This window comes from Pantoea sp. EKM21T, from assembly GCF_011800405.1.
Classification (GTDB): domain Bacteria; phylum Pseudomonadota; class Gammaproteobacteria; order Enterobacterales; family Enterobacteriaceae; genus Pantoea; species Pantoea agglomerans.
Map to the genome: position 1 here is coordinate 38,281 of NZ_JAALFV010000003.1, position 25,037 is coordinate 63,317.

Annotated in this window: 27 protein-coding genes; 18 read left to right on the forward strand and 9 right to left on the reverse strand. The window is 55.7% G+C overall.

Annotated elements, in window-relative coordinates:
* The first annotated feature begins 116 nt into the window (after positions 1-116).
* The 3 genes from HFD87_RS06475 to HFD87_RS06485 all read left to right on the forward strand — a co-directional run bounded on the left by HFD87_RS06475 (position 117) and on the right by HFD87_RS06485 (position 4,005).
* Entirely contained in the window at positions 117-1,568 is a 1,452-nt protein-coding gene (locus tag HFD87_RS06475) for a sugar porter family MFS transporter (protein WP_158132394.1), read from the forward strand.
* 358 nt (positions 1,569-1,926) lie between these two features.
* Complete coding sequence (gene pagP, locus HFD87_RS06480) at positions 1,927-2,487, forward strand: lipid IV(A) palmitoyltransferase PagP (RefSeq protein WP_167423112.1); 561 nt, start codon at positions 1,927-1,929, stop codon at positions 2,485-2,487.
* An 18-nt stretch (positions 2,488-2,505) separates the two neighbouring features.
* A complete protein-coding gene (locus tag HFD87_RS06485; RefSeq protein WP_033787208.1) occupies positions 2,506-4,005 on the forward strand; it encodes an alpha/beta fold hydrolase in 1,500 nt (499 codons plus the stop codon).
* A 39-nt stretch (positions 4,006-4,044) separates the two neighbouring features.
* Here the strand turns inward: HFD87_RS06485 and HFD87_RS06490 are convergent, their stop codons facing one another.
* Positions 4,045-4,899, reverse strand: a complete 855-nt coding sequence (locus tag HFD87_RS06490; protein WP_167423113.1) for an aldo/keto reductase family oxidoreductase — start codon at positions 4,897-4,899, stop codon at positions 4,045-4,047.
* Positions 4,900-4,994: 95 nt separating this feature from the next.
* Between HFD87_RS06490 and HFD87_RS06495 the strand changes: the two genes are divergently transcribed.
* Complete coding sequence (locus HFD87_RS06495; RefSeq protein ID WP_167423114.1) at positions 4,995-5,942, forward strand: LysR family transcriptional regulator; 948 nt, start codon at positions 4,995-4,997, stop codon at positions 5,940-5,942.
* Here HFD87_RS06495 and HFD87_RS06500 read toward each other — a convergent pair.
* Complete coding sequence (locus tag HFD87_RS06500) at positions 5,907-10,439, reverse strand: ATP-dependent helicase (protein WP_167423115.1); 4,533 nt, start codon at positions 10,437-10,439, stop codon at positions 5,907-5,909. The genes HFD87_RS06495 and HFD87_RS06500 overlap by 36 nt on opposite strands.
* Positions 10,440-10,548: 109 nt before the next feature.
* Positions 10,549-11,739 carry an MFS transporter gene (locus HFD87_RS06505; protein ID WP_167423116.1) on the reverse strand — a complete coding sequence of 397 codons (1,191 nt, stop codon included), beginning with the start codon at positions 11,737-11,739 and terminating at the stop codon, positions 10,549-10,551.
* A 211-nt stretch (positions 11,740-11,950) separates the two neighbouring features.
* Between HFD87_RS06505 and HFD87_RS06510 the strand changes: the two genes are divergently transcribed.
* A complete protein-coding gene (locus HFD87_RS06510; RefSeq protein ID WP_167423117.1) occupies positions 11,951-12,958 on the forward strand; it encodes a hypothetical protein in 1,008 nt (335 codons plus the stop codon).
* A gap of 165 nt (positions 12,959-13,123) precedes the next feature.
* Complete coding sequence (locus HFD87_RS06515) at positions 13,124-13,516, forward strand: VOC family protein (protein ID WP_167423254.1); 393 nt, start codon at positions 13,124-13,126, stop codon at positions 13,514-13,516.
* Positions 13,517-13,639: 123 nt separating this feature from the next.
* Here the strand turns inward: HFD87_RS06515 and HFD87_RS06520 are convergent, their stop codons facing one another.
* Complete coding sequence (locus HFD87_RS06520; protein WP_010246855.1) at positions 13,640-14,257, reverse strand: pyridoxamine 5'-phosphate oxidase family protein; 618 nt, start codon at positions 14,255-14,257, stop codon at positions 13,640-13,642.
* Between the two features lie 410 nt (positions 14,258-14,667).
* Between HFD87_RS06520 and HFD87_RS06525 the strand changes: the two genes are divergently transcribed.
* The 3 genes from HFD87_RS06525 to HFD87_RS06530 all read left to right on the forward strand — a co-directional run bounded on the left by HFD87_RS06525 (position 14,668) and on the right by HFD87_RS06530 (position 16,184).
* On the forward strand, positions 14,668-15,216 hold the full coding sequence (locus HFD87_RS06525; protein WP_010670580.1) for a GNAT family N-acetyltransferase: 549 nt from the start codon (positions 14,668-14,670) through the stop codon (positions 15,214-15,216).
* A 142-nt stretch (positions 15,217-15,358) separates the two neighbouring features.
* Positions 15,359-15,490: a hypothetical protein gene (locus tag HFD87_RS23045; protein WP_010670579.1), complete on the forward strand. Its 132-nt coding sequence runs from the start codon at positions 15,359-15,361 to the stop codon at positions 15,488-15,490.
* A gap of 127 nt (positions 15,491-15,617) precedes the next feature.
* Positions 15,618-16,184: a TetR/AcrR family transcriptional regulator gene (locus tag HFD87_RS06530; RefSeq protein ID WP_167423118.1), complete on the forward strand. Its 567-nt coding sequence runs from the start codon at positions 15,618-15,620 to the stop codon at positions 16,182-16,184.
* Here HFD87_RS06530 and HFD87_RS06535 read toward each other — a convergent pair.
* Positions 16,171-17,052 carry a LysR substrate-binding domain-containing protein gene (locus HFD87_RS06535; protein ID WP_033779946.1) on the reverse strand — a complete coding sequence of 294 codons (882 nt, stop codon included), beginning with the start codon at positions 17,050-17,052 and terminating at the stop codon, positions 16,171-16,173. The two genes, HFD87_RS06530 and HFD87_RS06535, sit on opposite strands and share 14 nt — an antisense overlap.
* 96 nt (positions 17,053-17,148) lie before the next feature.
* Here HFD87_RS06535 and HFD87_RS06540 point away from each other — a divergent pair, with 96 nt between their 5' ends.
* Genes HFD87_RS06540 through HFD87_RS06550 form a run of 3 tightly spaced genes read left to right on the forward strand, consistent with a single transcriptional unit; the run spans position 17,149 to position 18,367 of the window.
* The gene (locus HFD87_RS06540; protein ID WP_010246860.1) at positions 17,149-17,454 is read left to right on the forward strand and encodes a carboxymuconolactone decarboxylase family protein; all 306 of its coding nucleotides are present in this window, start codon (positions 17,149-17,151) and stop codon (positions 17,452-17,454) included.
* A complete protein-coding gene (locus tag HFD87_RS06545; protein WP_167423119.1) occupies positions 17,454-17,843 on the forward strand; it encodes a tautomerase family protein in 390 nt (129 codons plus the stop codon). The genes HFD87_RS06540 and HFD87_RS06545 overlap by 1 nt, the downstream gene beginning before the upstream one ends.
* Positions 17,840-18,367 (forward strand): DUF4865 family protein, encoded by a 528-nt coding sequence (locus HFD87_RS06550; RefSeq protein WP_033760812.1) that lies wholly within the window; start codon positions 17,840-17,842, stop codon positions 18,365-18,367. The genes HFD87_RS06545 and HFD87_RS06550 overlap by 4 nt, the downstream gene beginning before the upstream one ends.
* A gap of 25 nt (positions 18,368-18,392) precedes the next feature.
* On the opposite strand, the gene HFD87_RS06555 is transcribed toward HFD87_RS06550, so the two are convergent.
* Entirely contained in the window at positions 18,393-18,770 is a 378-nt protein-coding gene (locus HFD87_RS06555; protein ID WP_033787194.1) for a RidA family protein, read from the reverse strand.
* Between the two features lie 450 nt (positions 18,771-19,220).
* Here HFD87_RS06555 and HFD87_RS06560 point away from each other — a divergent pair, with 450 nt between their 5' ends.
* The gene (locus tag HFD87_RS06560; RefSeq protein WP_010246864.1) at positions 19,221-19,496 is read left to right on the forward strand and encodes a hypothetical protein; all 276 of its coding nucleotides are present in this window, start codon (positions 19,221-19,223) and stop codon (positions 19,494-19,496) included.
* Between the two features lie 14 nt (positions 19,497-19,510).
* Positions 19,511-19,849, forward strand: a complete 339-nt coding sequence (locus tag HFD87_RS06565; RefSeq protein ID WP_010246865.1) for a type II toxin-antitoxin system RelE/ParE family toxin — start codon at positions 19,511-19,513, stop codon at positions 19,847-19,849.
* 294 nt (positions 19,850-20,143) lie between these two features.
* On the opposite strand, the gene HFD87_RS06570 is transcribed toward HFD87_RS06565, so the two are convergent.
* On the reverse strand, positions 20,144-20,464 hold the full coding sequence (locus HFD87_RS06570) for a hypothetical protein (protein WP_167423120.1): 321 nt from the start codon (positions 20,462-20,464) through the stop codon (positions 20,144-20,146).
* 115 nt (positions 20,465-20,579) lie between these two features.
* Positions 20,580-21,275 carry a B3/4 domain-containing protein gene (locus tag HFD87_RS06575; protein ID WP_167423121.1) on the reverse strand — a complete coding sequence of 232 codons (696 nt, stop codon included), beginning with the start codon at positions 21,273-21,275 and terminating at the stop codon, positions 20,580-20,582.
* 43 nt (positions 21,276-21,318) lie between these two features.
* Between HFD87_RS06575 and HFD87_RS06580 the strand changes: the two genes are divergently transcribed.
* Positions 21,319-21,921: a helix-turn-helix transcriptional regulator gene (locus tag HFD87_RS06580; protein WP_010670569.1), complete on the forward strand. Its 603-nt coding sequence runs from the start codon at positions 21,319-21,321 to the stop codon at positions 21,919-21,921.
* 5 nt (positions 21,922-21,926) lie between these two features.
* Here the strand turns inward: HFD87_RS06580 and HFD87_RS06585 are convergent, their stop codons facing one another.
* Complete coding sequence (locus HFD87_RS06585) at positions 21,927-22,433, reverse strand: MarR family winged helix-turn-helix transcriptional regulator (protein ID WP_010670568.1); 507 nt, start codon at positions 22,431-22,433, stop codon at positions 21,927-21,929.
* 137 nt (positions 22,434-22,570) lie between these two features.
* Between HFD87_RS06585 and HFD87_RS06590 the strand changes: the two genes are divergently transcribed.
* From HFD87_RS06590 to HFD87_RS06600, 3 genes are all read left to right on the forward strand, one after another.
* Positions 22,571-23,728, forward strand: coding sequence for an MFS transporter (locus tag HFD87_RS06590; protein ID WP_167423255.1), 1,158 nt, complete (start codon positions 22,571-22,573; stop codon positions 23,726-23,728).
* Between the two features lie 67 nt (positions 23,729-23,795).
* Entirely contained in the window at positions 23,796-24,488 is a 693-nt protein-coding gene (locus tag HFD87_RS06595; RefSeq protein WP_167423122.1) for an aspartate/glutamate racemase family protein, read from the forward strand.
* 33 nt (positions 24,489-24,521) lie between these two features.
* Positions 24,522-24,851 carry a DHCW motif cupin fold protein gene (locus HFD87_RS06600; RefSeq protein WP_010670565.1) on the forward strand — a complete coding sequence of 110 codons (330 nt, stop codon included), beginning with the start codon at positions 24,522-24,524 and terminating at the stop codon, positions 24,849-24,851.
* Positions 24,852-25,037: the final 186 nt, after the last annotated feature.

Genomic DNA, 25,037 nt, shown 5'->3' on the forward strand with positions numbered 1-25,037 from the left:
AAGCTAACTTTTAAATACCGTCTACACTTCTTTACCCACTCGGTAAATATGTTCCATTTCTATTCCGTATGAAATTTAATCAAACGGATGTTTAACTAATTAATGGCAGGGATATTATGAGTACGAATACACCAGACTCTGGTGAAGCGGGCGATCACGCGCCTGCGGATACGGTACGCCAGCGCATTTTTTTAGTGGTACTGGTTGCCACTATGGGCGCGCTGGCTTTTGGTTATGACACCGGGATAATCTCGGGTGCGTTACCCTACATGACCTCACCACCCGATCAGGGTGGACTTGGACTGAATTCATTCACTGAAGGGCTGGTAGCCTCTTCGCTGGTGTTCGGTGCCGCGATAGGCTCTTTCCTGAGTGGTTTCTTCTCTGACCGGTTTGGCCGGCGTATTACACTACGCAGCCTGGCGGTTATTTTTGTGCTGGGTTCACTGGGAACAGCGCTGGCGCCTTCTGTCAATGTCATGGTGGCAATGCGCTTCCTGCTGGGGATTGCTGTCGGTGGCGGTTCCTCTACCGTGCCGGTGTTTATCGCCGAAATTGCCGGACCGCGCCTGCGTGCGCCGCTGGTCAGCCGCAATGAGCTGATGATCGTTACCGGACAGCTCATTGCTTATGTTGCCAGTACGCTGCTGAGCTATCTGCTGCATGATGAGCACCTGTGGCGCTACATGCTGGCAATTGCCATGGTACCGGGTCTTTTGCTGTTTATCGGCACGTTCTTCGTTCCCGCCTCACCTCACTGGCTGGTGGCGGAAGGGCGTCTGAAAGAGGCTAAAAAGATCCTGAAGTATCTGCGTGAAACGCCGCGTGAAGTGCGCCATGAGATGGCGCAGATGAAGAAGCAGGCGAGGGCGGCGGAACGTGGGCCGGATGCGAAAACCCTGATCCGTGAAAAGTGGGTGATTCGCCTGATGGTTATCGGCGTCGGTCTGGGCTTTGTCGCCCAGTTCACCGGGGTAAATGGTTTTATGTATTACACCCCGATCATCCTTAAACAGACCGGACTTGGCACCAGCGCCTCGATTGCCGCGACCATCGGTAACGGCGTGGTCTCAGTGGTGGCGGCGATTGTCGGTATCTGGGCGGTTAGTCGCTTCCCGCGCCGGACGATGCTGATTACCGGCCTGTGTCTGGTGGTCGCTTCGCAGATTATGCTGGGCAGCGTGATGACCTTTATCGCTCCCAGCCTGATGCAGAGCTACCTCGCCCTGGCCTGTATTCTGCTGTTCCTGTTCTGCATGCAGATGTGCATCTCGCCGGTCTACTGGCTGATGATGTCGGAGCTGTTCCCGATGCAGCTGCGTGGCGTATTAACCGGCGGCGCTGTCTCACTACAGTGGATCTTTAACGCGATAGTCGCCTTCGGTTTTCCACCGATAATGGAATATGCTGGTAGCACCACCTTCTTCATCTTTGCCGCGATTAACGTCGGGTCGCTGTTCTTCGTGATGGCGATGGTGCCAGAGACGCGGGGCAAAAGCCTGGAAGAGATTGAGTCACACATGAAAGAGAAGTTTGGTGAAAAGCCAAAAGAGGCTCAAGCCTCGTGAGTCTCCCACCGGATTCAGCCCACCGGCTGAATCCGGTTTTACCTCCTTACCTCCTTACCTCCTTATCTTGTTATCTTGTTATCTTCTTACTTACATACCGTTGCACCGCATTTTCCCGGTCCTTATCCTCACTAAATCCCAGCAGACAACATTCACTGTAATCAGCAATTTTCCCTCGATTAATTTCCATACAGGTCTGGCGATTTCAGGCTGAAATCGCCAGACCCTGACTGAATAAGCTGTCGTTATTGTCTTCAGAAACTACCGGTTAAGCGAAGCATGACCGCTGACAAAGATTGCATCAGGCTCTGCGCTATACTCATTTTTCATCTGCTCCGCACGCTGACCGGTACGCACTATGAAAATTTCAACCACCACGGCAGTTTTTGCCGCATTGCTGACTACTGCGCCATTGCATGCTGAAAACACACCAATCTCCTCCTGGTGGAATGGATTCACTGACGATGTTGCGCAGACCTGGAACGCGCCTCAGCATACCGATCTCTACCTGCCATTTATCAGCTGGCACGCCCGCTTTATGTACGACAAAGAAAAAACCGATAACTATAACGAGAATCCCTGGGGAGGCGGTCTGGGCATTTCCCGCTACAGCGACAGCGGCAACTGGAGCGCGCTTTATGCAATGGCTTTCAAAGACTCACACAATGAGTGGCAGCCGATTGTCGGTTATGGCTGGGAGAAGGGCTGGTATCCTGGTTCGAATCAGGACTTTCGTCTTGGCGCGGGATTAACCGCCGGTATCACCGCACGCGAAGATTTTGGTAACTATATTCCGCTACCGATTATTCTGCCGCTGTTCTCTGCCGGTTATAAGGCGCTGAATGTACAGTTCACCTATATTCCGGGCACGTACAATAATGGCAACGTGCTGTTCGCGTGGTTTCGCTATGCATTTTAATTTTTCAGGAAAGGATTTATGACCCGGAGGTGGAAAACCGTCACCCGCAGGCTCTGGCGTCTTGCGATTGTGTCTGGAGTATTGTTACTGCTGCTACTGATTATTCGAATCTATGAAGCGGAGCGCGGGCCGGAGTTACATCGCTGGCACACCTGGGTCCCGCATGAACTGACAGTGGAACAGCTTGATAATGCGACCTATGCTGACTACCTCAAGGCCGAAAATCATCTGTTCGACGAGATGAAGCAGCAGGTCAGCGACCGACTGGATGCGGAAGAAAAAACGCCACTCAACCGATACTATGCTGGCAGCATGATCTATCCGGGGCATTTCGCGCAGGACTGGAACCGTTCCTATATTCTGCAACCGACGGGCAGGCCGCGCGGTGCGGTAGTGCTGTTACATGGACTGACCGACAGTCCTTACAGTCTGCGGCATGTGGCAGAGGCTTACCGTCAGCAGGGCTATGTGGCGGTGGCGATACGGTTACCGGGTCACGGTACGGTGCCTGCGGGTCTGACCGATGTTGACTGGCAGGACTGGATGGCCGCCACACGCCTGGCGGTGCGGGAAGCGACCCGGCTGGCGGGCACGCAGACGCCGCTGCATCTGGTGGGTTTCTCGAACGGCGGGGCGCTGGCGGTAAAATATGCGCTCGACAGCCTGGGCGATCACACGCTGCGTCGTCCGCAGCAATTGATTCTGTTATCGCCGATGATCGGTGTGACTCGTTTTGCCCGGTTCGCAGGTGTTGCCGGGTTGCCCTCTGTTTTCCCTGCCTTTTCGAAAACGGCCTGGCTGAATATCGTGCCGGAGTTTAATCCGTTTAAATACAACTCTTTTCCGGTTCACGCTGCCCGGCAGACCTATTTGCTGACGCAGGCGCTGCAGAAAGAGATCCTGCAATATGCGCGTAATCAGCAGCTCTCCGGTTTCCCGCCCGTGCTAACCTTTCAGTCGGTAATGGATTCCACCGTCAGTACGCCTTCGGTCATCCGCTCGCTCTATAATTATCTGCCAGTGAACGGCAGCGAACTGGTGCTGTTCGATATCAATCAGGCGGTCAGCGTCAGTCCGTTATTCCGCCACTCCTCATATACCGCGGTTAATCAGCTGTTGCCTGCAGCGCGTCGGAATTACTCATCCACGGTGATCACTAATGCCTCCGCCACCTCACTGGAGATGGTGACAAAAAGCGTTCCCGCGGGAGAGATGCAGGAACGGATTCAGCCGCTGGCAATTGCCTATCCTGCGGGTCTCTACTCGCTGTCGCACGTTGCGATTCCGTTCCCGGCCGAGGATGGGTTATATGGCAGTGCGCCCGCGCAGAAGAATGAGTTTGGTATCAGTTTTGGGACGTTGTCACTGCGCGGCGAGAGTGCAGTGCTGATTGTCGGGCTGGACTCAATTATGCGCGCCACCTCTAACCCGTTTTATCCTTATATGATTAACCGAATCGATCATCACATCAGTTGTAGCGACAAGCCGCAACTTGCGGCCTGCCTCAGCAGTTTCTGAATCAGTACAGCATCAGGCCCGCATCGTGCGGGCCTGATGTTAAATAGCGTTCAGCTTTTCCATCACCTCATCCGACAGTTCCAGGCTGCCGCTGGCAAGATTCTCTTTAAGATGTTCCGGGGAAGAGGTGCCTGGAATCAGCAGAATATTTGGCGATCGCCGCAGCAGCCACGCAAGTGCGACCTGCATCGGCGTGGCATTCAGGGATGCAGCCACTTCATTAAGCTGATCCGACTGCAACGGAGAGAAGCCGCCCAGCGGGAAGAACGGCACATACGCAATTCCCTGCTGCGCCAGCTGATCCACCAGCTCATCATCCTGTCGATGCGCCAGGTTATACATATTCTGCACGCAGACAATCGGCGTCATCGCCTGAGCTTCTGCGATCTGCGTGGCGGTAACGTTACTCAGTCCAATATGGCGAATCAGTCCGCGTGCCTGTAACGCCAGCAGCGCCTCCAGTTGTGGCTTAAGAGAGCCTTCTTTGGGCCTGGCCGGATGCAACATACTGCGCAGGTTCACCACCTCAATCACATCCAGCCCCAGGTTGCGCAGGTTATCTTCAACTGCCTGCGTCAGCGCCTCTGGCTCCATCGCCGCCAGCCAGCCGCCTTTGGCGTCGCGTCGGGCACCCACTTTGGTGACAATGCAGAAATCCTGCGGATAGGGATGGAGCGCCTTTTTAATCAGCTGGTTGGTTTCGTGCGGACCGTAAAAATCGCTGGTGTCGATATGATTAACGCCTGCCGCGACAGCGTCGCGCAAAACCCGGATTGCCCGGGCTTCATCTTTTACCGGGCCGAACACGCCCGGCCCGGCCAGTTGCATTGCGCCGTAGCCGATACGGTTAACTTCACGATCGCCTAACGTAAAAGTCATGGTGGTGTTTGACATGAAAACCTCCTGCGTGAATGTAGATCAATTGTAACGGTGATTCAGCTGTGCAACTATCCGGTGAAATCAGGACAGACTGTACGGGGTGATGCACAATGGCGATCGATATGGCGCTGCTGGATGCCGTCGTGGTGGTGGCAAAAGCGGGAGGGTTTAGGGAAGCGGCACGCGTCACCGGCAGCAATGCGTCACGCCTGAGCGATGCGGTACGACGGGCGGAACAACAGCTGGGCATTCGTCTGTTTCACCGCACCACCCGCACTGTGGTGTTAACCGAAGCGGGCAGGGCGCTGATGGAACGTCTGCTGCCCGCGATCAATGAAGTTAACGCCGCGCTGGATGCGGTTAATCGCTACCGTAACACCCCTGGTGGCACGCTGCGGCTGAATGTGCCGGTCAGTGCAACCCGGCTGGTGCTGCCGGCGCTGGTGCCGGAATTTTTGCAGCGTTATCCCGACATCCGGCTGGAAATTGTGGCGGAGAGCAGCGTGCAGGATGTCTTTCGTGACGGTTGTGACGCCGGGATTCGTTATGATGAGCGGCTGGAGCAGGATATGGTGGCGATGCCCATTGGCCCCAGACAGCAACGGTTCGCGCTGGCGGCTTCTCCGGCTTATCTGGCAGAACATGGCCGACCGGAACATCCGCGCGACCTGATCCATCATCGCTGTCTGCGTGGCCGTTATGCCAGCGGCATCATGGCTGACTGGACCTTCAGCCACGAGGGCGAAGAGATCAGCGTTGAAACCAGCGGGCCGCTGGTGGTTTCGGTCGGTGGCGCAATGGATCTGGCGGTGGAGGCGGCCATCGCCGGAAGCGGCGTGATATATCTGTTTGATGAGTGGCTCAGGCCAGCCCTTGACAGCGGCAGGCTGGACCCGCTGCTGCAACCCTGGTGGCTGACTTTCTCCGGTCCGTGGCTCTACTACAACGATCGCCGCCTGATCCCCGCCCCGCTTCAGGCATTTATCGACTTTGTGCGCGAAAAAAACGGGCGCGAAAACAACTCAGCTATACCAGCTAAACCCCTGTGGCACGCGTGAAAATCCGGCATGTCGCAACGCGTTAAGCAGTGGTGACTGCGAAACCGGTTCACCATCTACCTTCTCCAGCGTGAAACTCGCGGGCTTTTCACGCTTCAGTGCCAGGCCCAGCGCCGCCACCGCGACCTGCTGCAGCGCGGGATCGTCGATGAATGTCAGCAACTCTTTGCCTCCGGGCGTCAGATAAAGCAACAGCGCGCCGCCTGCAATCACCACGCGTCCCCCCTGACGGCGGGTCGGGCGGATGCCGCTGGCGTGGAGCGGCCAGCTCAGTAACGCGCCAAACGGATTCGCCGGGTCCGGTGCGGCCAGCGCCACCGCCTCTGTCGCGGTCAGCGGCTTTTCTGCCAGCTCCCGCAGCCGCTCAATGGTGTTATGGTCGGCAAACTGCGCGCCGCCCGCACCAGCGACATACCTGCCACGCAGCAGCCGTCCGGCATCTTCCATGCTGCGTAATACCGGCTGTAACGCCGGGAATCCTCCGGGGATCTGCTCCGATATCGCGCTACCACGGCTGATCACCCCATAACGGTCGAGAAGATTTTCCACCAGCGACAGGGCCAGCCGGGCAGGATCAATCTCCTGTCGGTTAATCCGCGACCAGCGACCAGCCAGCGTGTTGACCGCTGGTCGGCGTGCAGAAAGTGCGCCCGGGGTAAAACGCTGACCAAAACGGGTGCGCAGGGTACGCGCGGGACGTGAACGGGGGGCGCCTGCCGTGGTCAGCAGCCCACGCACCGCAATCCAGCTATCGGCGGTGACATAGCCTTGCCACACCAGTTGCCACAGGGCAGCATAAATGTCGGTGGTTTGCGTTTCTGCCTCATTCATCTGTGCCATGATCTCATGAACAAACCACGAGCCACCCCGGCTCAGTGCTTCGAGAGTCGCCTGCAGAATCGGCGTCAGAGGCTGCGTAGTGTCAATCACCGGCAGTGTTTCAGCGGCATATTCCGTGAGGTGCAACGAGATCAATCCATCATTCTGACCCAGCGCTTTGTGTCCGCACCAGGTAACCTCGCCACTGGCTAACAGTTCATCGAGCATCGCGGGCTGATAGTCGGCTATCCTGGCACGCAGGATTTGTGGCTCCCACAGCGAGGCCGGTAGCGGCACGCCCGCAAGTTGCTCAATCACCCGTAACAGCCCGCTGACACCCTGATGCTCTTCACGCTGCGTGTTAAGCACACCGTGACGCTCCAGCAGCAGACTAATCCAGGCGGCAGGTGGAACAGGCCGGGTTGCGTCACGTGCTGATTGCAGTGAACGTAAGCGTAACCGTTTGAAGATCTCTGTGGAAACCCACTCCGTATCCGATGCGCCCTCTGGCGAACCCATATTGAGCAGGTTGCCCTGCTGATGCAGGGAAAGCAGCACCTCATTCACAATGGCGATACCCAGACCAAAATACGTGGCCAGCTGTCGGGCAGTGAACAGGGTATGGGTTCGGGCGTAGCGATTAATGAGATCGCGTAGCGGATCGGCCTGCGGCTCCAGAAATGTTTCGGGCAGATCGTCAGGCAGTACAACGGCCAGTGCGTCGCGCAGGCGGGCTGCATCTTCAATGATTGCCCAGCGCTCTTCACCGGCAAGGGTGATCGGGATCATTCGCTGCGCGGCAGCAAACTGCGTTATGGCTTCCGCGATCTGCTGAGCGTTGCCACTGAAACGTGCCGCAATACCGGCAACCGCGAGCGGGCCAAGATCGCGCAGCAGATCGATAATGCCTTCGGCGTGTTGTGCCTGATAGCGGGAATCGATGCGCTGCAGTTCCTGTTCAACCTGCTCAACGACGTCAGGTGCCAGCAAATCACGCTTGCTGGTCTGGCCGAGCAGCTCACCCAGCAGGTTACTGTCGAGCGCCAGCAGTGAGGCGCGCCGTTCTGCCTGGGGGGCGTCGCTGGCGTAAATAAACTCTGCAACATAGCCAAACAGCAGCGGCGCGGCAAAAGGGGAGGGCTGTTCGGTCGTCACCTCGACCAGTTTTACCTTTCCCTGTGCCATCTGTTCCATCAGCTGGTGCAGGGCAGGCAGATCGTAGACATCCTGCAGACATTCGCGTGCGGTTTCGATAAGGATTGGGAAATCGTCATACTGTCGTGCAACTTCCAGCAACTGACCGGCGCGCAGCCGCTGCTGCCAGAGTGGCGAACGTTTGCCCGGATTACGCCTCGGCAGCAGCAGAGCGCGTGAGGCACATTCACGGAAGCGGGCGGCAAACAGCGCCGACTGACCGACACTCTCAGTGACCTCCCGGGTCAACTGGTCGGCGTCGAACATAAACAGGTCAGCGCCGGGTAATACTCCCTCACTGGCGGGAAAGCGGGCCACAATGCCGTCATCGCTGGCCGCGACAGAAGCATCAATGCCCAGGCGTTGCTGGATTCGGGCGGCAATCGCCAGCGCCCAGGGCGCATTGACCCGCTTTCCCCAGGGCGAATGCAGGATCACCCGCCAGTCGCCGATTTCGTCACGACAGCGTTCGATCAGCAATGTACGATCGTCCGGCAGTACGCCGGTGACGGCGCGTTGTTCAGCCAGCAAAGCCAGCAGATTCGTGACTGCGCGGGCATCCAGCCCCAGCGTGCGCAACTGCTCCTGCGCGTCTACCGGTGAAGCCGCACTCAGATGACGCAGAAACAGCCCGAGGCTGGCACCCGATTCGGCCGAGCGGCCCACACCTTCTCCGCGCCAGAAAGGCAGACGAGCCGGACGGCCTGGCGCAGGCACCACCAGTACCTGGTCGTGGGTAATCTGCTGAATCCGCCACGACGTTGCGCCCAGGGTAATAATGTCATTGACCCGCGACTCATAGACCATCTCTTCATCCAGTTCGCCGACACGGCGTGAGCCAGCCTGCTCTTCGCCTTCCGGCAGGATGACGCTGAACATGCCGCGATCGGGAATGGTGCCGCCGCTGGTCACGGCCAGATGCTGAGCGCCGGGTCGCGGCGTCAGCAATCCGCTCTGACGATCCCACACCAGCTGCGGCCGCAGCTGAGCAAAAGCGTCTGAGGGAAACTTACCCGCCAGCATATCGAGCGTGGCATCAAACAGCCGACGCGACAGAGTGCGAAACGGATCGGCCCGACAGACCTGCGCGTACCAATCATCGACCTGTAAGGGATCCATTGCGACGGCCGCCAGGGTTTGCTGCGCCAGAATATCGAGCGGGTTACGCGGCGGAGCCAGCGCATCGAGCTGGCCCGCACGCATCGACTGCAATATGACGGCCGAATCCAGCAGATCGCGCCGGGTGCGCGGAAACAGGATGCCGGTTGATACGCCGCCAACCTGATGCCCGGCGCGTCCCACGCGCTGCAGTGCGCTGGCGACTGAAAGCGGTGCGCCCACCTGGATCATCAGATCCACCGGTCCCATATCAATGCCAAGTTCCAGACTGGAAGTCGCCACCACGCAGCGCAGTCTGCCCAGCTTCAGTGCGGCTTCAATCTCGCCTCGCTGCTCTTTCGAGACGGAACCGTGATGCGAGCGGGCAATAAGATCGTCACTGTCGTCGCGTGCTGCATCCCGATCGCCAGCGGCTGTCTGCTGCGCCAGATAACGCGCATTGAGCCGCGCCGTCAGCTTTTCTGCCAGGCCACGCGAATTCACAAACACCAGCGTGGCGCGATGGGCCATGACCTGCTGCAGAATGCGCGCTTCAATGTGCGGCCAGATCGAACCGCTGGCAGAGGTGGCTTCACCGGTCAGGTCATCGGGGCTGGCGATATCGGTCATATCTTCGACCGGAACCTCGATGGTCAGGTGCAGCGTCCGATCGGCGGCCGGATTAACGACCTGAACGGGCTGACAGCCGCCAAGGAAGGCGGCCACCCGCTCAACCGGTCGTACCGTGGCGGAAAGCCCGATACGCTGGGCGGGCTGTGGCAGCAGCGCATCCAGCCTCTCCAGGCTCAGCGCCAGCTGGGAACCCCGCTTTGATCCCGCCACCGCATGCACCTCATCGACGATGACCGTGGTCACGCCCTGCAGCGTCGTGCGGGCTTTTGAGGTCAGCATCAGAAACAGTGACTCGGGCGTGGTGATCAGGATATCGGGCGGGCGGCGCACCAGCCTGGCGCGCTCTGCACCGGGCGTATCGCCGGATCGCATTCCGATATTCAGAGTGATCTCTGGCTCATTCAGTGCCTGCCGCTCAGCGTAAACGCCCACCAGCGGCAGATTAAGGTTGCGCTGTACGTCCGCGGCCAGCGCTTTAACCGGTGAAATATAGAGTATGCGGGTGGTCGTTTCACGCGAGGGTGAGTGCTGGTTGGTTCGGAACTGAAACAGCGTGTCGATGGCGGTGAGGAAGGCCGCCAGCGTCTTCCCTGAACCGGTCGGGGCGATCACCAGCGCATGTTCTCCGCTGGCTATCGCCTGCCATGCCGCCTGCTGCACCGGCGTGGGTGCAGCGAAGGTGGCAGAAAACCAGCGTCGTGTGGCGGATGAAAACCGGGCTAAAACCGCATCAGATTGGGATTTCGACATCATACTCACGGTATCACGCAGCAACTGCGCCTGAAATTAATCCGTTGAGTGTATGTGAAAATTACCGTTTGTGGATGACGCGGCAGATATCTGGCCGCGTCGGGCGGGTTTATTAACTGGCCGCTCCGGCTAAAGCGCGACCTCTGATCGCCAGCAGCGACACCAGCGCCAGCACGATAATAGTCATGCCATAGAACCAGGCGGTCTGGTTCAGCCCGATATGGGGCGCTGCCATTCCGGCGGCAATCGCAGGCAGGGCAAAGGCGAGATAGCTTTTGATTAAAAAGGCGGAGAACAGTCCGGCGCGTTCATGACTTTCAGCTAACTGCATAATGATCTTCAGCACGCTGGAGAAAATCGATCCAAATCCCTGACCCGCAATGGCAGTGCCGAGATAGAGCCAGGCCACGCTGTGCAGAGAAAGGCCCGCAAGAGTGACGCTGACGCCCGCTATCAGCATCAGCGTACCGATAACTAATGCCCGCGCGGGCGGTAACGGGCGAAAGAGAAATACTGCTGCCGTTGCGCTCAGCATCAGCGTTGCCACAATCGAGCCGCCGATAAAAGGCGATGTCAGGCCGGTTGCGTTCGCCACCATTGAGGGCATCAGTGAAAGGTAAAATCCGCCCAGCATCCAGGTTGCGATGTTAACCGGCGTCACCATTAACAACGGACCCAGTGCGCGTCGCGGTATGCTGACCTGGGGTCGCAGTGCGGCCAGAACACCCGGTTGAGGCGCAATGGTTTCAGGTATCAGCGGCAACAGCGCCATGGCAAACAGCATCAGTATCAGCAGCAGCGCATAGAGCGTCACCGTGGGAAAGGGCGCAAAGGTGACCAGTATGCCGCCCGCCAGCGTGCCCAGCGTCATCCCCAGAAAGGCGGTGAACGAGTTCAGCAGAGGTCCGCGGGTTTTACTGGCGTCAATCAGGCTGGCACCAAAGGTCGGCAAGGCAATACCGGTAGCAAAGCCCTGCACCAGTCGGGCAACGATTAAGGTGGTAGCAGAACTGGCAGTCATAAAGATCACCAGCGCGACCGCATTGATCGCCAGCGCCAGCAGCATCAGCGGACGGCGGCCGGTATAGTCGGACACTTTACCCACTGTCAGCAGCGCGGCCAGCAACGCGAATGCATAGGCGCCAAAAATCAGTGTCAGCATGGTCGGCGTCAGATGGAACAGGCTGCGATAAAGTGGGTAGAGCGGCGTTGGCGCACTGCTGGTGGCGGAGATCAGCGCCGCACCGGTAAAACTGAAAAGCGTGGTGCGGGCAGCAGCCTGAGGCGTCAATGTGGGGTTCATGGAAATCACCTTAATGCAAAGTATTAGCTTTTAATAAGGTATACGGCTATCTGTGCCTTAATGCAATATCTTTGCTTTAACGTTTGTTGCGGTGATATCTCTAACCTCCTGATGGAAATTAATGTGCTGGTAACCACACGCTGACTTTGGGCCACCGTCACTTAAAAGATAAACTGAAGCCGTTATAAAATTAATATGAGGAAACAGGCACATGTTACTGAAGGAAAGCCTTAAACAGGAAGTTACTGAAGCGGTTAAAAAATCACTCACTTTCGATATTCTGTATCAGAGATTAAGACCCGACATATCACCCTTTGTGGCGGCAACGTCGAAATTACCATTAAAAAGTCTTAAGGAGTGGGAGGGATTAATACGCAGGGAGATCGATCTCTTAGTTTATCGTTTGGATTATAAACAGGCAGGCATTCAAACTCTTCAGATTGGTTCTCTCAGGTGGCTGGACTTATGTCATGCCGATGGTTTTCGGCGGGAGCGTGCATTACGGACGTTATCAGTTGGGGCACCCAACAGTTTTTTGTTTGCCTTAGCCGTCAGAAAACTGAATGACTGGGTTCCTCAGGTCAGAGAAGCTGCCCGTGAAGCACTGCTCTCAATCGCAGCAGCTTCAGACCCGGAAGTTATCGTGGATGTCTTGTTTGTAACGCTACCCTATTGGAACTCATGGGGAAGAGCGGATGAGAAGGAACACGAGGTACTGACAGACATTATTTCAATGGAGAATGTCACCGCCTCTCTGAAAAAAAGACTTATCTGCGCTTCTTCGGGGCCTGCTGCCACTGTTTTTACCCAGGCAGGACGCACGTCAGTATTAGATAATTTCCTGTCTGAGATTGCTGAATCCTCCATTCAGCCCTCACTGCGTGGGAAGGCGTACCGCTGCCTGTTCGAAGGCAAAATTATCTGGTCCGAGGGGCTGGAATGGAAGTGGATTGATAAAGCCTTTGGCATACGACGCCGTGTCCCTGTTTTAAAAGAAAGAATACTAGTCGTTTCCAGGCCATTTATTGAGACTTTAAAGCTGGCAATAGTCGACCGTTCACCCATGGTGCGGCGTATAGCCGGAGAAATGCTGATTAAAGAATTAGAAAATATGGATGAAGAAGCCTTAACCATGGCTACTCAGCTGGCATCCGATATATCGGAATCTGTAGCCGAACGAGGAAGGTTTGCATTGGCCTGCATAGCAAAGGGTAAGTGAGGCTTTTATTAAAAAAACTCAGCAAAATGACTATCGCAGGAGCTTTAGGGTGACCGCTTTGCGAACTGAATTATGGTAAATGTTATGTTGTTATGTGCTTTGCGGGTTGTTTATCAACAACGTTTCGACGAGTCTCACTGTTAATAGCAATCAGGGAGCCAGATGATGAAGATAGCTGAGATTGATCATATCCATCTCTACGTTGAAAATATTGAACAGGCAGAAAAGTGGTACAACGAGATCCTGGGCTTTGAACGCGAAACTTCCCTGTACTTCTGGTTTGAACAGGGTGGGCCGCTGGTCATAAGAAATAACAGGGCATCACTCTCTCTTTTCCTGCGAAAATCTCAGCCACCAGGCCATACGGTGGCTTTCGGGGTGGCAGCATTATCTTTCAACGAACTTATGCCTGTACTCCGTAACAATAAAATCCCTTTCAGCGTCAGTGACCACGACGTGTCGATGTCCGTCTATTTCAGCGATCTCAGTAATAATAAAATTGAAGTGACCTCTTACGACTACCTGCATGCAAAGCAGATACTGGAGAGCTTTGCGTAACGCTATCGCAGTTTGCGCTTAGAGGCGTGACTGCAGGCGCACTGTGATCTCCGTTCCGAAAGTATAAGTACTTCACTCATCAGCACGCTGGAGGAAGTTAAGCCTCCAGGCCCTGAACGGCGATTAATAAAGTGAGTTCTTCAATCTCTCAGGCAGCGCTTTGTCGTAGGCATCGCCATCAATCTCTGCAATCTGTTTGAGGATCGAACCGGTGCTGGGCAGCGACTGCCGTGAGATCTGCGTTTCGGCATCCCATAATCCGGAGCGAATAATCGCCCGACTGCACTGAAAGAAAACGCTCTCCACAGTGATGCGCAATACGGTTTTTGGCAGCTGATTGTTGATGGCAAAGCGCTCAAGCAGCGCCGGGTCGGTGCTTATCGCTGCCGTGCCGTTCACGCGCAACGTCTCGCCAATGCCAGGGATGAGAAAAAGCAGCGCTACCCGATTGTCATGCAGAATGTTGCGCAGGCTGTCGATGCGGTTATTGCCGCGTCTGTCGGGTAGTAACAGGGTCTTGTCATCTTCGATTTCGATAAATCCGGCCGGATCGCCGCGCGGTGAAACATCCAGTCCCTCAGGCCCCGACGTTGCCAGCGCCACAAAAGGCGAGGCGGCGATAAACGGACGATAGGCGGGATGAATATGATCCGTCTCTTTAGCGACAGAGGGCCGGGCGACCGTGCCGTAAAGACCTTCAAGTTCGGTAAGTTCAGTGATAATGCTGCTCTGTTCAGACATTTTTGCACTTTCCTTTCACTATTCAGATCCTCATAACGCTGAAGGTGAGACTACACAGACCCGACGCGCCAGTTTAAGCTGCACTTTAACACCCATGCAGCGTATTCAGAACCCGTGCGCCACCCTTTATGGCAATCGCCCCAGGTGAATCCGTCTTCCCGCCGCGAAAACAGCTTATTACCTGGGGCGGCAACCTCTTTCCACCCTTTACCAATATCAGAAGCACAACACAACGTAGTGACAGCCTCTGATGAGAGATCCATATTTTGCAATCAGATGAGCACGAAAACCGCGACTTGCGCACTGAAATTAGCCGCCGTTCGTTAAGCGTATTAACAGAGTTGGTGACAGCAGAAGTTGCTGATATAAAGAGTAAAGATTGCTTATTCAGCACCCAAAAGGAGCGCATGATGGTTTGGGAATCAGAGCGGCTGCTCTACAGATATACTCTTCGCGAGGATCTTGACGACCTCTTCAGAATTTATGGCGACCCCGAAACGCATAAATTTAACCCGCGAGGTCCATGGCCCGACAGAACGTATGCCATTCAGGCCATAGAGCGCATATTACAGAGCTATCAGGAACAGGGTTTTGGCGACTGGACGATATTTGAGAAAGCCCATCCGGATAAAATCATTGGCTTTGGGGGCGTTTTCAGAAGCCAGTTTGACGGTCGTCAGACGAATAATCTCGGTTACCGGTTTGAGCCTGCTGCCTGGGGAAAAGGGTATGCCACCGAGCTTTCCCGCAGAGCCATTCGCTACGGATTCGAAGAGGCCGGGCTGAGCATCATTACGGGTGTGACGCGCGAAAACCATCTTGCTTCGCGGCGGGTACTGGAAAAAGCGGGCCTGACCTTTTTGAAAAAGGTCGACGATCCTGAGGGGTTGCCTCCCAGCCTGATGTACACCCTGACACGACGTGACTGGCTTGCGGCTGGCAACATCGTTACCGAATAAGTTTGATCTTTCCCGTTTGTGATTCAGGCGTGGCGAAATCTGCGCCACCTTTTCGCGCAAAGTCCCTTTAAACCTTCTCTTATCCCGCGATTAATACTCCGCTGTGTGGATTACTTTAGCCACCTTAATCAAGGGAGGCTTTATGGATATTCGTACAATTTTTATTTCAGCAGTTATGGCAGTCAGTCTTTTATGGATAGGCGCATCAGATAACCGTTCGTCACATCTCACCGCCGAGCCGGTTAAATCTGTCCTGAGTAAACTGCAGCCTTGATTCTCAATCGTCCGATAGCACACATTAGCGCCTGCTCAGCCTGAGATGCGGTACACTGCCGGTATCTGTTAATGCAACTTCGTTGCTTTAACCATGACGTTCAGGCTGATAAAAGCGGGAGAAAGTGATGGCGAGGGAGATGATTCGGCAGGGTGGGCGCAGCGCACGTATTCAGGCGGAAGTGCATAACACCGTTAACCGCTTGCTTGAAACGCTTGATCGTTCAGCTATTACAGTGCCGATGATCGCCGAACAGGCAGGTGTGACACCTTCCACGATCTATCGGCGCTGGGGCGATCTGTCCCAGTTGCTGGCGGATGTGGCCGTGGCACGGATGCGGCCCATTGCAGAACCGGAAGATACCGGATCGACGGCCGGCGATCTTACCGCGTTCATCCAGCAGTATGCTGAAGAGATGTCGTCCAAAGTCGGTCGTGAGCTTCTGGCTGATGTGATAGGAAGTCAGGCTGAAGTGGCGAGCCAGAAATGCTGTGGGTTTACCTATCAGCATCTTCAAACACTGAAAAGTCGGGCCGAGGCACGCGGCGAATCAGGTTTTGACGTTGATCGCATCATCGATGTGGTCGTGGCGCCGGTGATGTTTCATATTCTGTTCGGTGACCGCGAAATCTCAGCAGAATACTGTTCGTCTCTGGTTCAGCGGGCATTTCAGTCAGCAGTCAGCGCTGAATAAAGGGCAGGGCGGCTTGCGTGATCAGATGCTGCAAGAGTGCTCGCGCCGGATCGTCACCCTGATCTGAGCGGGCGAGCGCGATACCCAGATAGCCGGGCATTGGCAGCCGGTGTGATTCAATCACCAGCGTCTCCGGCAACCCTGCGCGGGTGCGCAGGGTGATGCCCAGCCCGGCCTGTAATGCCGCCCAGATCCCGCTAAGACTGTGGCTGGTGAACACAACCCGCCACGGAATACCTGCCTTATCCAGCGCCTCGATGGCGCGCGATCGCATGACACACGGCGCATCGAATGCCACCAGCGGCAGCGGCTCGCCGCGCTGCAGATATCCCGCCAGATCAAACGCCGGATGCTGTATCCAGGCTAACGGACACTGACCAATTAACTGCGTGCCAGCCTGCTGCTCTGCCTGCCACAGCAGCGCCAGATCCAGCTCATGACGGGCCAGCGCCGTAAGCAGCGGCAGATTTCTGTCGACGCGTGCGGTCAGCATCACCTCCGGATGCTGCCGGTTGAACGCGCCGAGAATGTCCGGCATCAATGCCTCGCCAAAATCCTCCTGCATCCCGATGCGTATTTCGCCCTGTAACGCTTCGCCTTTCACTGCCCGCAATGTCTCATCGTTCAGCGACAGCAGGCGTCTGGCGTAACTCATCAGCTGTTCACCGCTGCGGGTCAGCTGCACATGCCGCCCTTTTTTCATCACCAGCGCCGTGCCGCATTGCTGCTCCAGTTTCTTAAGCTGCGCACTCACGGCCGAGGCAGACCGACACAGATGCTGTGCCGCCAGGGCAAAGCTGCCGGCATCAATGCCCGCGACGAAACTGCGCAGCGCATCCATATCGAGGGACTCCGGTACCTTGTTCATTATTGTCCTGTAATTATGGATGGTAAGAGCTGATTAATTTGATTTTCAGGATTGAAGGCCTGAGTGACACTCTGTCTCACCACTGAGGAGTGTGCAATGAAAAAATCGCTTGATCGGGAAACACTGGCGCAGCGCGCGCCAAAACTGGCCGAACTGACACAGCAGGTGCTGTTTGGTGATATCTGGCAGCGCGAACTGCTGTCACCGCGTGAACGCAGCCTGCTGACGCTGGCAACGTTAACCGCGCTGGGGCGGGTCCAGCAGCTGCCGTGGCACATCGATTTCGCCCGACAAAATGGGCTGACGCAGGATGAGCTGGTGGAGAGCTTCACCCATCTGGCGTTTTACGCAGGCTGGCCCGCCGCCGTCACCGCGCTGGGTTATCTGGAGGATAATCACTGATGCCCTATACCCGAATTACCCTGCGTCAGGGCTACAGCGAGGCGGCTCTGCATCAGATCTCCACGCTGCTTCAGCAGGCGCTGGTCGCAGAATTTGACGTTCCTGAGCATGATTGCTTTCAGGTGATTGAGATGCTGCCCGCCGGACAGCGGGTATTTGATCGTCACTATCTCAGCGGCGGGCGCAGCGATAATTTCGTGCTGTTTCAGGTGACGGCAGGCCGACCGCGAACCCGGCAACAGAAGCAGCGGTTTTATCATTCACTCTGTACGACGCTTCAGGCGGAGATGGCGATCGATCCTGACGACGTGATGATCATCATTCAGTTTAACAGCACCGAAGAGTGGAGCTTTAGCGGCGGCCGGATGCTGGCACAGGAGGCGTTATGATTATAATGCACTACCGTTTTACCCTGCCCGCTGACTACGACATGGGTATCATCGAACAGCGCATCAGTCTGAACGGTGCCCGCCTTGATGGCTTTCCAGGGCTGGTGGCCAAGGCGTATCTCTACACCTGCCGTGATGATGACGGACAGAATGAAAACCGTTATGCGCCGCTCTATTTCTGGCGGGAGGCGAGTGGTATGCAGCGTTTCCTGCAAAGTCCTGGCTTTGCGACGCTGGTCAGGGATTTTGGCTGGCCGATCATCGAAAGCTGGCTGGCGCTTGAGGGGCAGACCCATATCCCTGATCTGGCCGATGCCCGCTTTATAACGCTGAACCGCTGGACGATTCCACCGCATTCAGACCTTACGACACTGCCGGTAACAACAGGGATCAGCGCCTGGGATGTGAGCCGCTGGCAGGGAGTAGACGTTAACGCTTCACACCAGCGCCCCGCTGGCGAGCAGGAAGTCTATCGGATCGGTTATCTGGCACGGGGTGCAGCCGCCGCGGATCTGCAACTCTAGCATCGGGAATGTCGCTGCTTTCTACTCACAGGGCAAAAATGGCTTCTATCTCTATGCGCAGGTCAGCGGAGAAAAGTCCGCTGACCTGTACCAGCGAGCTGGCGGGCAGATGCTCGCCGTAGTTGCGATAAAGCACTTCCCGCAGCGCGGTGATCTCTGTGAAAGAGGTGATGAATATCGTGACCTTCAGCAGCGCTGCGAGCGACGTATGCTCAGCCGCGGCAACCGCCCTGAGTTGATTAAAAATGGCTTCTGCCTGTTCAGCCATATCTCCCTGCTGAGCCGCCGTACCGAAAGCGGTCAGTCCTGAGACATACAGCGTCGCGCCATGCTTCACTGCGTGGACATAAGGCGCTTTTACTTCGCCCAGTTGCGGGTAATTTTTGCGTTCTGGCATCGTCATATTTTTCTCTTTTAAGTGATTTCATACCATACAGGCTACTGGCATTAAAGCAGGCTGAGAGTCGATAGCGGGTTGTGTTAACAAATCGGCAATAGGCAGAAGAGGTGATTGCTAGTGGTTAAGGCGATCTTTTGACGATTTCAGTCGATTTCAGACATCAACGCCGGTCCTGTGTTGCGTGCTATATACAATACATTGAATAGCATGACTACCTTCTGATTTTAAACCTATCAGGACGATGCCTTGCCATCCTGATTCAGTAACGTGGATAGGGTGGATAAATATGTACACGATTTCACTCGTAGGTTATATTCATCCTATGACCCTCGGAAAAGAGAGGGGCAGTTCAAATCTTACGGTCTGTGAAATTTTTTAATCAACGATGAAATCTGGATGGCTCTACCGGCAATCCCTTTGATTTTACCCGTCCTGTCTAATCGGAAATCATGTATGAACTCAAATCAAACCATGTCCCAGAAGCTTGCCAGAGACAGTCTCGGAAATGCTGCCGCCTTCGAAGGAGGAGTATACGTAACAAAAAACGGCGTCTCTGAACTCTTCATCCAGACTGCTGCTGAGCGTCAGGCTGAGATTAGAGAGATCGAGCAGGAAAGAAACATAAACGCCCTTTTCAAGCTGGCCTTGCAAGCTAAAAAGGAAGTCGCTGATGGCAAAGGCATGACCCCTGAAGACGTTCTGGGAAGGTTACGTGCCGCAAGAAAATAATAGAGAGGCTTTGAGTGTCAGAACAATATCAGCTGGTAATCGCGCCTCTGGCTGAACAGTGTCTCAAGGACATTGAGTCCTATAAGAGCGGAACAGTTGGGGCGCAGCAAGCGGCTGCATTTGTCGATAATCTACTCATGGATTCAGTCGACAATATCAGTCAGGATCCTGAAAGGTATCGCTACAATGCTTATCTTTCAGAGCGCGGGCTTTTGTTACGCGAACGTCTTGATGTTGAAGGAGAGTATCGTGTTCTGTACGATTTCGTGGACAATACTATCCAGATTCTTCTTTTCGTTAGCATGAAACAGGATTTCGGAAATTTGCTCTACAGATACAACATACTGAAATGACGCTCAGGGCCCGCTAATGCGGGCTTTTTCAAAATGAAAGCTTATGGACGTAAGTGCCACTGTCAGCATCCCCGTTTTAGTTTCACTCAATTTTTGAGATTTCCGGATTCTCAGCCATAAGCCCATATTCTTCCGGCATCAGGTTATCAGGGATTCATAAGCCCGCTTACCTGTAAGTCGTAGACAAAAAACACGGTAATTTCAGATGCGTAGGGATAAGCCAGGACGGGCGCGGCCATAATGATGACCAGCGCGAAATCATATGATTAATGATATGAACACGCCCGTCAGAAATCAGCGTTTCAGCAATTGCTGGCAGGCGAGGTTATCCTGCACGGCGCGCTGTTGCTCATCAGGTGTCAGTTGCTGCCAGCGAGCAATCACGCTGCGGCCCAGCCCCGGTTTATAAGCCATTTTTTGCAGCGCATAATCAGAGTTGCCGCCTTCAATGACGTTCTGCATCTGCCGGTCGAGGGGCTGCTTACTATCATGATCAATCGCGCACAACACCGCGACGTAATACGCCTTATCTTCCTCACTGTCGTGTGGGATAAACCACCAGGCGGCCAGGGCGAGGATCAGCAGCAGGGGCAGGATATATTTTACTTTAGCCATTTTAGTCACCGGTTGAGTGCCGTTAAGTCAGCCGGGTATGGCCAGACGCAGGGCGCGTATCCTGCCACAGTTTCCGCTAACCGTTAACCTTGTTCAGCCGCGGTTGAGGCAATGTTCAGTTTGCTGGCGCTTCAATCAGCGTCGTACTGATTTGCGCACCCGGCATCATCTGCTGTAATCCCGAAACCAGATCGTCGCTGGCCTGTTGCAGCGCGGAAAGCGGCATAGCGGGCAGACTTTCCAGAATGAACCACATCTGCTGCGCACTGGCATCCAGTCGGGTTCTTACACCCTGACGCCAGTTCCAGCGGCGACAGGTTACGCCCTGATCGTCGCGCCAGATCACTTCGCCTGGTTCCGGCGACTCATAAACCACCTCGCCCTCTTTAACGGTATCGAAACGTTCACTGCCGTCAGCAATCACCAGATGTGGCTCGCCAGCATAGGCCTCGATATTTTCACCTCCGACCGGCAGCGCATAACGAATGCTGATGGCGTTATAGAGATCGACAACCGGATCGATGGCAGGCAATGCGCCATCCCGCAGCACACGCTTACGCAATGCTTCTGCCGAACAGGGTGTACGTTTCGCTTTGGCACCAAAGGCTTTAAATACCTCAGCCCAGGCGGCGAGATGCGCGTCTGCCCACGTCGCATCATCATTTAACACCTGCTGGCATGCGCTTTTCAGTGCATCGCTGGCAACTTCTGGTCGGGTAATCGGTGTGGCTTCCACCACAATACTCATGGCACGAAAGCCGGGAGCGAGCGCGAAAACAGCAGGATCGATTGACGGGTGAACAGATAACATCGGATACTCTCTCAGTGACTAATTTATTTCATAGTAATGACCGATGACCAAAAAAGTCAATATAACGACCGATGCGGGTGCCGATGTCGCCAGTGTCAATCAGGCTGTTTCGGACAGCATCAAAAGCTGGCGTAAAAGTCAGAAACTCTCGCTGGATGAGTTATCACGCCGGGCTGGCGTCAGTAAAGGCATGCTGGTGGAGATCGAAAAGGGTGCCGCCAATCCCAGCATCGCCATTCTCTGTAAAGTGGCTGCCGCACTGGGCGTCTCGGTGGCAGATATCGTCAACGTTTCGCATGCGCCTGACGCCTGGCTGATTGAGAACAGCGAAATGCCCCGGCTGTGGCAGGGTGAGCAGGGCGGTTATGCGCAGCTGCTGGCGGGAACCCGTGGGCCGGATATGATCGAGCTCTGGCGCTGGCAGATGTTTGCGGGCGAAGCTTTCCGTTCTGCCGGTCACTCCTCAGGCACACTCGAACTGTTGCATGTCGAGCAGGGCACGCTCGCCTTAACGGTGGGTGAGCAGACCCTGGTGGTGCAGCAGGGCTGTGCAGCCGTAGCGCGAACCGATATGCCGCATGCCTATGCCAGCGCCGATCACCTGCCGGTTATCTTCACCATGACGGTGGCCGAACTGCAGCGCTGACGGCGCTATTCTGCGGCTGTCGCTTCGCCTGGACACGCCAGCAGCAGCGTTTTCAGCAACCTTTCCAGTTCGGCACGCTCTGAAGCGCCAAGCGGGGCCAGCACCGCCTCCTGCGTAGCGGTATGGACGCGGAGTGCATGCTCAATCTGCTGCTGCCCGTGCGGCGTCAGCCCGACCAGCATGCTGCGCTTATCCTCTGGCGCGGCAATACGCTCAATCAGATGCTGCTGCTCCAGCCGGTTCAGACGATTTGTCATCGCACCGGAAGTCACCAGCAGCGCCTGGTAGAGCTGGGTGGGCGACAGGCGAAAAGGCGATCCCGCCCGTCGCAATGTCGCCAGCACATCAAATTCTCCCTCCTGAAAACCAAAAGGCTCCAGTGCCTGACTGCGCGCTTTCGCCAGATGTTTCATCAGACGCAGCACCCTGCCGAAGATCCGCATTGAAGAGGCGTCGAGATCGGGCATCGCGTCGTCCCACTGACTGACAACGAAATCAATATGGTCATGCATAAATCACCTTTAAATATTGTGGTTATGTTGTCGGGTTGTGCGCAGCCTCTTAACACCGGGGGAAATTTATCTTAACGTTAAGATAAATGGTGGCAGCCCGGTGCTGTCATCGTCAATCCTCTGTTAAGGCGTCGATGATGAAAAATAAGGTGTTGTTCCCCATTCTGTTTGCCGTGATCGCTTTTCTTATCGGGCTGAATCTGCGGCCTATGCTGGCGATTATCGGCCCGCTGTTCCCGGTGTTGCAACTGCAGGCCGGGCTGTCGGCAACGACGTTCAGTCTGCTGACCACGCTGCCAGTGGCGATGATGGGTCTGGCCGCACTCTCAGGCCCGTGGCTGATCGCCCGCATCGGGCCGGTAAAGGGAATCGCCGCCGGTTTGCTCTGTCTGACGGTCGCCTGCCTGTGGCGCGGGGTTACGCTTACTCCCTCTCAACTGCTGCTCACCGCGCTGGCGGGGGGCGCAGGGATTGGTGTGATACAGGCGCTGATGCCCGCTCTGATCCGGCAACGCTTTGCTGAGGGCGCGGCGACGCTGATGGCGCTGTTCAGCACGGGCATTATGGCGGGCGCGGCACTGACTGCTGCCGGTGCTGACCCGCTGTTTTCATGGCTGGGCCTGCAACCCGCGCTGGCGCTTTCCGGCGGGTTAACGCTGGTCACACTGCTGATCTGGCTGACTTTAGTCAGACGATCGCCGCAGGTGAGCGTGGCCTCTGATGCAGCGACGCTGCCTGTGCGGCGTACCCTGTTGCTGATGCTCTTTTTCGGCATTGGCACGGGTGCTTATACATTAGTGCTGGCCTGGCTGCCGCCATTCTATATTCAACTAGGCTGGAGTGCTCGCCACAGTGGCTATCTGCTCGCGGCCCTGACGTTAACCGAAGTGGTGGCAGGATTCATCGTCTCGGCGACGTTACATCGCTTTCCCGATCGCCGTCCGCTGCTGCTCGGCGTGCTGGCCCTGTTGCTGCTGGGGCTGCTGAGTCTGGTCTTTTACCCGGGTACGATGCCGATACTCTCTTCACTGTTACTGGGTACGGGCATCGGTGCGCTCTTTCCGCTGTCGCTGATCGTCACGCTGGATCATGCGCGCAGTGCCAGAGAAGCGGGCATTCTGCTGTCACGTGTACAGGGAGGCGGATATCTGATTGCGGCTCTGATGCCGCTGCTGGCAGGCTGGGTGCGTGATAGCGGAACGTCAATGACTCAGGCCTGGCTGATCATGAGCGCTGGCGTTGTGCTGTTAATGGTGATTGCCCGACGCTTCAGACCTCAGAACAGTATCAACTGAACAAAGCCGTTGCCGATCAATGTCGATCTGGCATGCTGGAATAAAACCCCTGAACCCGGAGTGCATTGTGAAAGTCATTGGTCTGTTAGGCGGTATGTCGTGGGAGTCTACCGCGCTCTATTACCGTATTCTCAATCAGCTGGTTAAACAGCGGCTGGGCGGCCTGCACTCGGCGGAGCTGGTGCTCTATAGCGTGGATTTTCAGCGCATTGAGCAGCTACAGGCCGCGGGCGAGTGGCAGCAGGCGGGAGAGATACTGGCTGAAGCGGCACGCAATCTGGAACGGGCTGGCGCGCAGTTCATCGTACTCTGTACCAACACCATGCATAAAGTGGCAGCACAAATCAGCGCCGCAACGGGCATCCCGCTGCTGCATATCGCCGACGCCACCGGACGGCGCATTCAGCAGGCCGGGGTGCGTAAGGTCGGATTACTGGCGACGCGATTCACCATGGAACAGGATTTCTATCGCGGGCGACTTCAGCAGCAGTTTGGTCTTGAGGTGATCACGCCGGATAGAGAGGATCGGATTTTTGTGCATGAGGTGATTTACCACGAGCTCTGTCTGGGCGAGATCAATCCCGCGTCGCGTCGCCGTTATGGTGAGATCATGCAGCAGCTGGTCGCGCAGGGGGCGGAGGCCATTATTCTGGGCTGCACCGAAATCACACTGCTGGTGGATGCCACGGATGCCAGCGTGCCACTGTTTGATACCACGCTTATCCACGCGGAAGAGGCCGTTACCCAGGCTCTGGCCTGACGTTTATCCTGCACTTAGCCTTGAGGGAATCGCATGAAAATTGAAAATCTGCCGTTTGGCCTGACCCAGTGGGATCAGATTGAAGAGACGATTCATCCCGGCGACCAGGGGCAGGCGACCTGGCGAACCGTGAAGTTTAACGATATCCGGGTGCGGATGGTCGACTATTCACCAGGCTATGTCGCCGATCACTGGTGCACAAAGGGCCATATTTTGCTGTGTATGGCGGGTGAGTTGCACACTGAACTGGCAGATGGTCGCCGTTTCGTGCTGACACCGGGCGTCAGCTATCAGGTGGCGGACGATGCTGAACCACATCGCTCCTTTACGTCCACAGGCGCGCAACTCTTCATCGTTGACTGAGTTCACCGTCAGCCTCTCTGGTGATCAGCTGCTGGTGAATCATCGCGTCGTTGACACTTTTAAAAGTAAACTGAATCAGCTTTATAAAAATCAGCAAAATTAATGGCTTATTTCATCAGAGTTATCTGGTTCTGACAGGAATAATTTCCATCAGGTTGTATGCTAGAAGCCTTATAAGAACGTTTT

Coding starts and splice junctions, on each gene's coding strand:
- HFD87_RS06475 (WP_158132394.1), top strand. CDS start 117: ATGAGTACGAATACACCAGACTCTGGTGAAGCGGGCGATCACGCGCCT.
- pagP (WP_167423112.1), top strand. CDS start 1,927: ATGAAAATTTCAACCACCACGGCAGTTTTTGCCGCATTGCTGACTACT.
- HFD87_RS06485 (WP_033787208.1), top strand. CDS start 2,506: ATGACCCGGAGGTGGAAAACCGTCACCCGCAGGCTCTGGCGTCTTGCG.
- HFD87_RS06490 (WP_167423113.1), bottom strand. CDS start 4,899: ATGTCAAACACCACCATGACTTTTACGTTAGGCGATCGTGAAGTTAAC.
- HFD87_RS06495 (WP_167423114.1), top strand. CDS start 4,995: ATGGCGATCGATATGGCGCTGCTGGATGCCGTCGTGGTGGTGGCAAAA.
- HFD87_RS06500 (WP_167423115.1), bottom strand. CDS start 10,439: ATGATGTCGAAATCCCAATCTGATGCGGTTTTAGCCCGGTTTTCATCC.
- HFD87_RS06505 (WP_167423116.1), bottom strand. CDS start 11,739: ATGAACCCCACATTGACGCCTCAGGCTGCTGCCCGCACCACGCTTTTC.
- HFD87_RS06510 (WP_167423117.1), top strand. CDS start 11,951: ATGTTACTGAAGGAAAGCCTTAAACAGGAAGTTACTGAAGCGGTTAAA.
- HFD87_RS06515 (WP_167423254.1), top strand. CDS start 13,124: ATGAAGATAGCTGAGATTGATCATATCCATCTCTACGTTGAAAATATT.
- HFD87_RS06520 (WP_010246855.1), bottom strand. CDS start 14,257: ATGTCTGAACAGAGCAGCATTATCACTGAACTTACCGAACTTGAAGGT.
- HFD87_RS06525 (WP_010670580.1), top strand. CDS start 14,668: ATGGTTTGGGAATCAGAGCGGCTGCTCTACAGATATACTCTTCGCGAG.
- HFD87_RS23045 (WP_010670579.1), top strand. CDS start 15,359: ATGGATATTCGTACAATTTTTATTTCAGCAGTTATGGCAGTCAGTCTT.
- HFD87_RS06530 (WP_167423118.1), top strand. CDS start 15,618: ATGGCGAGGGAGATGATTCGGCAGGGTGGGCGCAGCGCACGTATTCAG.
- HFD87_RS06535 (WP_033779946.1), bottom strand. CDS start 17,052: ATGAACAAGGTACCGGAGTCCCTCGATATGGATGCGCTGCGCAGTTTC.
- HFD87_RS06540 (WP_010246860.1), top strand. CDS start 17,149: ATGAAAAAATCGCTTGATCGGGAAACACTGGCGCAGCGCGCGCCAAAA.
- HFD87_RS06545 (WP_167423119.1), top strand. CDS start 17,454: ATGCCCTATACCCGAATTACCCTGCGTCAGGGCTACAGCGAGGCGGCT.
- HFD87_RS06550 (WP_033760812.1), top strand. CDS start 17,840: ATGATTATAATGCACTACCGTTTTACCCTGCCCGCTGACTACGACATG.
- HFD87_RS06555 (WP_033787194.1), bottom strand. CDS start 18,770: ATGACGATGCCAGAACGCAAAAATTACCCGCAACTGGGCGAAGTAAAA.
- HFD87_RS06560 (WP_010246864.1), top strand. CDS start 19,221: ATGAACTCAAATCAAACCATGTCCCAGAAGCTTGCCAGAGACAGTCTC.
- HFD87_RS06570 (WP_167423120.1), bottom strand. CDS start 20,464: ATGGCTAAAGTAAAATATATCCTGCCCCTGCTGCTGATCCTCGCCCTG.
- HFD87_RS06575 (WP_167423121.1), bottom strand. CDS start 21,275: ATGTTATCTGTTCACCCGTCAATCGATCCTGCTGTTTTCGCGCTCGCT.
- HFD87_RS06580 (WP_010670569.1), top strand. CDS start 21,319: ATGACCAAAAAAGTCAATATAACGACCGATGCGGGTGCCGATGTCGCC.
- HFD87_RS06585 (WP_010670568.1), bottom strand. CDS start 22,433: ATGCATGACCATATTGATTTCGTTGTCAGTCAGTGGGACGACGCGATG.
- HFD87_RS06590 (WP_167423255.1), top strand. CDS start 22,571: ATGAAAAATAAGGTGTTGTTCCCCATTCTGTTTGCCGTGATCGCTTTT.
- HFD87_RS06600 (WP_010670565.1), top strand. CDS start 24,522: ATGAAAATTGAAAATCTGCCGTTTGGCCTGACCCAGTGGGATCAGATT.